The organism is Azospirillum sp. TSO35-2, from assembly GCF_003116095.1.
Lineage (GTDB): Bacteria > Pseudomonadota > Alphaproteobacteria > Azospirillales > Azospirillaceae > Azospirillum.
In genome coordinates this window covers 1131803-1137717 of sequence record NZ_LGRA01000008.1, presented here as the reverse complement: position 1 = coordinate 1137717, position 5915 = coordinate 1131803, and the positions used below count along the sequence as shown (strand labels likewise).

Annotated in this window: 5 protein-coding genes and 1 pseudogene; 4 read left to right on the top strand and 2 right to left on the bottom strand. The window is 68.0% G+C overall.

Annotated elements, in window-relative coordinates:
- Positions 1-883: pseudogene (locus TSO352_RS06660) on the top strand (calcium-binding protein); the annotation flags it as partial.
- 58 nt (positions 884-941) lie between these two features.
- On the opposite strand, the gene TSO352_RS06655 reads toward TSO352_RS06660, so the two are convergent.
- Positions 942-2582 carry a caspase family protein gene (locus TSO352_RS06655; RefSeq protein WP_247871930.1) on the bottom strand — a complete coding sequence of 547 codons (1641 nt, stop codon included), beginning with the start codon at positions 2580-2582 and terminating at the stop codon, positions 942-944.
- A 54-nt stretch (positions 2583-2636) separates the two neighbouring features.
- Entirely contained in the window at positions 2637-3341 is a 705-nt protein-coding gene (locus TSO352_RS06650) for a hypothetical protein (RefSeq protein WP_109106506.1), read from the bottom strand.
- Positions 3342-3860: 519 nt separating this feature from the next.
- Here TSO352_RS06650 and TSO352_RS06645 point away from each other — a divergent pair.
- The 3 genes from TSO352_RS06645 to TSO352_RS06635 form a co-directional block, all read left to right on the top strand.
- Complete coding sequence (locus TSO352_RS06645; RefSeq protein WP_109106505.1) at positions 3861-4313, top strand: cytochrome c; 453 nt, start codon at positions 3861-3863, stop codon at positions 4311-4313.
- 16 nt (positions 4314-4329) lie between these two features.
- Complete coding sequence (locus tag TSO352_RS06640) at positions 4330-5679, top strand: cbb3-type cytochrome c oxidase subunit I (protein WP_109106504.1); 1350 nt, start codon at positions 4330-4332, stop codon at positions 5677-5679.
- On the top strand, positions 5679-5915 hold a 237-nt coding region (locus TSO352_RS06635; protein ID WP_158284546.1), incomplete at its 3' end, for a MoxR family ATPase. The genes TSO352_RS06640 and TSO352_RS06635, both read left to right, overlap by 1 nt.

The following is a 5915-nucleotide window of genomic DNA, read 5'->3' as shown; positions in this document are numbered from 1 at the left end:
CGAGTATCTGGTCGGCGGCACCGGTTCGGACGTCGTGACCCTGGGTGCGGCGGGCAACACCGTCATCACCCGCGGCATCGACACCATGACCGGTGGTGCGGGCAGCGACCTGGTGTTCCTGGGCGACACCGGCGTGACCATGCGGGCGGAGAGCGGGATCGAGATCCTGGTCGGCGGTGCGGCCACCGATGTGGTCAGCCTCGGCGACGGCGGCTCGACGATCCTCCTGCGCGGCATCGAGACGCTGTCGGGCGGCACCGGCAACGACGTGATCACCCTGGGCAACACCGGTGTGACCATGTCGGTCAGCAACGTCGAGACGGTGACCGGTGGCACCGGCACCGACGCGGTGACGGTGACGGCTGGGTCGATCCGCTTCCTCGGCGGTTCGAACGACAGCCTCAGCCTGGCGTCGGGTGGCGGGACCGACACGGTCGTGTACTCGTCCTTCACCGACATCAGCGCTCTGGGGGCCAACACCGGGTTCATCTCGGTGACCAACTTCCAGACGGGCACCGACAAGGTGCAGCTGACCGGCACGGCCCGGACCACGGCGGACAAGAACGGCGACGCGGCTCTGACCACGGCGACCGCGGCGACCAACGGGGTGAACATCGCCGGCAACGAGCTGGTGAGCCTCTCCTCGGCGGTCAGCGGCAGCCTGACGGATGCCAACCTCGCCAACTTCCGCACGGCTCTGGGCACGCTGACCAACTCGTCGGCTGGTGCGAGCACCCTGGTTCTGGCCAACAACGGCACGAGCACGGGTCTCTACCAGGTGGTCGACACCAACGGCGACGGCCAGGTGGCCGCCTCCGAGGTCCGTCTGCTCGGCGTCTACAACGGCACGGTGCTCGGCACCGGCGACCTGTCTCTGGGCTGACCGCCCGGAAACACCGCTCCGGGGCGGGATTGTCTTCGATGGGGAACGCCGACCGGCGTCAGCGTTCCTCGTCGAAGACGATGGTGTCGTCCACGGCGTAGATCATGCATTCCTGCTTGCCGGCCGCCTTCTCGCACTTCTCCACCGCGGCGTCGCTGGCCTCCTCGGCGCTGTCCATGTCCCACACCGTCGCCCAGCGCCCGGTCAGGGTCAGGGCGACGGCCTTGTGGCCGGGGTTGCGCTGGTAGTTCACCATGCCGACCTGCCGCGCGCGGTCGGTGATGAAGGGCACGCGCGCCGGGTCGAACTTGCCCTCGCCCAGGATCTCCACCGGCATCGGCACGAAGCCCTTGGCGCCATCCAGAACGACGCTGTCGTCGACGGCGTAGAGGGTGCAGGGTGCCTCGGCGTGGAACTGGCAGTATTGCAGGGCGCTGCGCTTGACGTCGTCCTCGCTGCGGCTGTTGGATTTGTTCGAGAAATAGGCGTAGTTGCCCTTTTCGGAGATCGCCAGGGCTTTGGGCGACGGCAGGCCCGGGTAGAAGGACAGCGCATCGCGCGCCTTGGCGCTCAGATAGGGGATCGCGCTCACATCGACCGGCCGGGACGGCGGTGCCGGCACCGGCGGGGCGGCCAGCGCGGCGACCTGCGCCGGCACCGGGTCCGCCGGAGTGGGCAAGGGACCGGGCACGGAAGTGACCAGGGGAGCGGCGGCCGCGGTGGCGGCGGGCGCGTCCTTCGCGCCCAGTTCGGCGATCTTCGCTTCGGCGATGGGGGTGAAGGTGCCCTGCGGGAACTGCTTCAGATAGGCTTCGAACAGGCCGCGGTTGGAACTGCCCTTGATGCTGTCCCAGAACATCGCCTCCTTGTCGGCCGTGACCGGGGCCGGGGCGGGTGCGGCGGCCGGTGTTGACGTCACCACCGTGGTCGGGCCCAGGAAGTAGAAGCGCCCCTCGATCGGCGAGGCGGACACCCAGGGCTGCTGGACCCCGCCGGTGTTGCGCTTCACGGTGATGCCGACGTCGTTGAAGACATCGAACACCGTCTCGCCGGGCTTCAGCAGGGCCTTCGACAGCGCCTCGGTGTAGGGGCTGTTCGCGCCGCTGCCGTCGGCGGCCACGGCGCCGGGCTGGGTCGCGTAGGCGATGATCGTGCCGGCCGGCGCCTGCATCTGCGCCAGACCCGGCGACACCGCCCGCAGGCCGCGCCCGCCGAACGGGTTGTTGCGGCAGGCGTCGAGGATGACGATGTTCAGGCGGCTTTCCGCCAGGGCCATCTCGTCCAGAACCATCGCGATGTCGATCAGCTCGTAGCGGACGTCGGCTTCCTTGGTCAGGTTGGCGGACACCGGCAGCAGATAGTTGGTGCCGCGGGTCTGCACGCCGTGCCCGGCGTAGTAGAACAGCCCGACATCGGCCCCCGCCAGCTTGCCGCCGAAGCTGCGGATGGCCTGTTCGGTGCCGGCCTTGTCGAGGTCGAGCTGCGCGCCGCCGCCGATCAGATCGAACCCGGCGTCGCGCAGCGAATCGGCGATGGCCTTCGCGTCGTTGACCGGGTTCGGCAGGCGCGGCGCGTGCTGATAGGCGCTGTTGCCGAGCACCAGCGCGACCCGCCGCTCCCCTGCCCAGGATGGGCCGGAAACCCAGATGAAGACGGACAGGGCCAACGCGACGGTACGTCCCAGGGTGCTCACGGCCATTGTCCTTCGGATCGGAAACATCGCGGGCACTCTGCCCAGGCAACCCAACCGGTTTCAAGGCCGGCGTCCGTCCCGGACCTCGGCGGCCCCCCGGAAACCCGCCAGCAGTTCGGTCGAATAGACCAGCCCGTCGAGCAGGCTGGCCGCGGCGGCGATCGCGACATGGCCGGGCGCGATGCCCCGGCGGAGGCGAAACCCGCGGCCCTCGCGCCGGTCCTCCGGCGTGGCCCAATGCCGCGCCAGGGCCATGGCCAGGGGAATTCCCGGCACCAGGGTCTGCAGGGTGTGGATGCTCTGCTCCACCGGCGTGATCTCGCGGCGCGGCGCGGAATAGCGGAGGTCCAGCAGCATCGTCGCCTGATGCGTCACGAAGCCGGCCGTCATCAGCGCCAGGACCGGCGGGTTGATCTCCAGGAACAGCAGCGCCAATCCCGGAACCGCGCCCTGGCCCAGCATGGTCAGATGGTACAGGGATTCCTGCGGACCGGTCCTATGCTCGATGTCGGTGGCGTGATGGCAGGCCCAGTCGGCGACCCCGGCGAGCGCGCCCACCGGCAGCACGGCGTAGGCGACGACGTCCCGCATCGCCCGATCGACGGCTTCCAGTTTGGCGGCATCCGGTTCGACGGCATCCGCTTCGGCCGCCAGCTCGGTGACGCCCGGCCGCCCGCCCGGACGCCGTTCCGCTCGCCGGGCCAGCAGGGCGAGCCCGGCGCCCAGCGTCACGGCGGACAGGGTTGCGGCAATCAACGCTTTCATTCGGCCTCCCGTCCGGCTTTCCGCGATGGTGGTTGCGATATGGCAAGCCGTCGCCTTCAACAGCGGCGCGCGGCGTGCCGTCCTGTTGCGTCTGCCGGCTTACATCGCATGCCCCCAGGGCCACCGCCGGACCCCGGGGGTCAGCGGCGGGGGGGCAGCGGGGGGAGACGGCGTCGGCGGCGGACAGGCTGCGGGCCTGAATCCGCCACAGCGCGTGGAAGCCGCCGCCGTGCCGGTGGGAGGTCGGCCGGCGCGCCGCGCTTTGCCCGAACCTGATCCAGGACCACTTCATGGACATCCTGCGCGGCCGGGAGGCGGCGGAGCGTGCATAGACGCCGGCCCGCTGGAGCCGCACTGGCCGGCGGAACGCTGACCGGCAACTCCCGCATGTACCAAAGAGCCTATCCATTCGCACTTTGGTTCCAGCCCTTTGCCCATCCTGCGACCAATCGAGTTGATGTGTAGGGTCGATTGGCTGCGTTCAATGCGGGACGAACTCCACGCCGAAAGGGGAGGGCGATGGCTGAACGATTCACCAAGTCGGCCGCAAGAAACATCTTCTACGGCGGCTCGGCTTTCTTTTTCCTGACATTCGTCGGCCTGACGGCCCACACCCACTACTACATGCGGACTACGAGCACCGACGAATCCACGCTCACTGAAAGCGTGGTGCGTGGCAAGCATGTCTGGGAGCGCAATTCCTGCATCAACTGCCACACGCTGCTGGGCGAGGGCGCCTACTTCGCGCCGGAACTCGGGAACGTCTGGGTCCGCTATGGCGGGCGCGACGATCCGCAGGGGACGCGCGACGCGCTGAAGGCCTGGATGCAGTCGCAGCCGAGCGGCGTCGCTGGCCGCCGCCAGATGCCGCAGTTCAATCTGAACGACCAGGATCTCAACGATCTGGTCGATTTCCTGGAATGGACCAGCCGCGTGAAGACCCAGGGCTGGCCGCCGAACAACGCGGGTTGATGGGGGGAGCGGACGGATGAGGTACGCCACACAACGCATCGCCTACTGGTATTTCGTCTGCGCGATGGTCCTGTTCGTCGTGCAGGTGCTGGTCGGCACGCTTGCCGGGACGGTCTACGTCCTGCCGAATTTCCTGTCCGAGACGCTGCCGTTCAACATCCTGCGCATGATCCACACCAACGCGCTGATCGTCTGGCTGCTGCTCGGCTTCTTCGGCTCCGCCTATTACCTGATCCCGGAGGAGGCGGAGCGCGAGATCGTCAGCCCGATGCTCGCCTACGCCCAGTTGGCGATCCTGATGATCGGGGCGCTGGGCGCCGTCCTCGGCTACACGATGGGCATCCACGAGGGCCGCGAGTTCCTGGAGCAGCCGTTGTGGGTGAAGATCGGCATCGTCGTCGCGGCGCTGATCTTTCTCTACAACGTCACCCTGACGGTGGTCAAAGGGCGGCGGACGGCGATCTCCAACGTCCTGCTGCTCGGGCTGTGGGGCCTTGCCATCTTCTTCCTGTTCGCCTTCTACAACCCCGGCAACATCGCGGTGGACAAGCTGTACTGGTGGTACGTCGTCCATCTGTGGGTCGAGGGCGTGTGGGAGCTGATCATGGCGTCCGTCCTCGCCTTCCTGGTCATCAAGATGACCGGCGTCGACCGCGAGGTGGTGGAGAAATGGCTGTACGCCATCGTCGGTCTGGCGCTGTTCTCCGGGCTGCTCGGCACCGGGCACCATTATTACTGGATCGGCGCGCCCAGCTACTGGCAGTGGATCGGCTCGCTGTTCTCGACGCTGGAGGTCGCCCCCTTCTTCGTCATGGTGCTGTTCTCCTTCACCATGGTCTGGAAGGGACGGCGCGACCACCCGAACAAGGCGGCCTTCCTGTGGACGCTCGGCACGCCGGTGATGGCCTTCTTCGGTGCCGGCGTGTGGGGGTTCATGCACACGCTGTCCTTCGTCAACTACTACAGCCACGGCACCCAGGTCACCGCGGCGCACGGGCATCTCGCCTTCTTCGGCGCCTATGTGATGCTGAACCTGGCGGTGATCACCTACGCGATGCCCAACCTGCGCAACCTCGCGCCCTACAACCAGGTGCTCAACATGTGGAGCTTCTGGATCATGACCTCGGCGATGGCCTTCATGACCTTCACGCTGACCTTCGCCGGCGTCGTGCAGATCCACCTGCAGCGGGTCATGGGCATCACCTACATGGAGGTCCAGGAGCAGCTCGCCCTGTTCTACTGGATGCGGCTGGGCGCCGGCGCCTTCGTCGTCCTCTCGGTGCTGATGTTCGTCTACGGGCTGTTCGGCCCGGCCCGCGTCCAGGCGCGGCGTCCGGTCCACCCCACCGTGGCGCCGGCCGAGTGATGGCGGGCGACGGCCGGATCCCCTTCTACACGCCGACCCGGAACGAGGTCGCGTTGTTCGGCCATGCCCATCGCAACCGGTTGCCGCTGCTGCTGAAGGGGCCGACCGGCTGCGGCAAGACCCGCTTCGTCGCCCACATGGCGGCGACGCTGGGTCGGCCGCTGCACACCGTGTCCTGCCACGACGACCTGACCGCCGCCGACCTGACCGGGCGTTATCTGCTGAAGGGCGGCGAT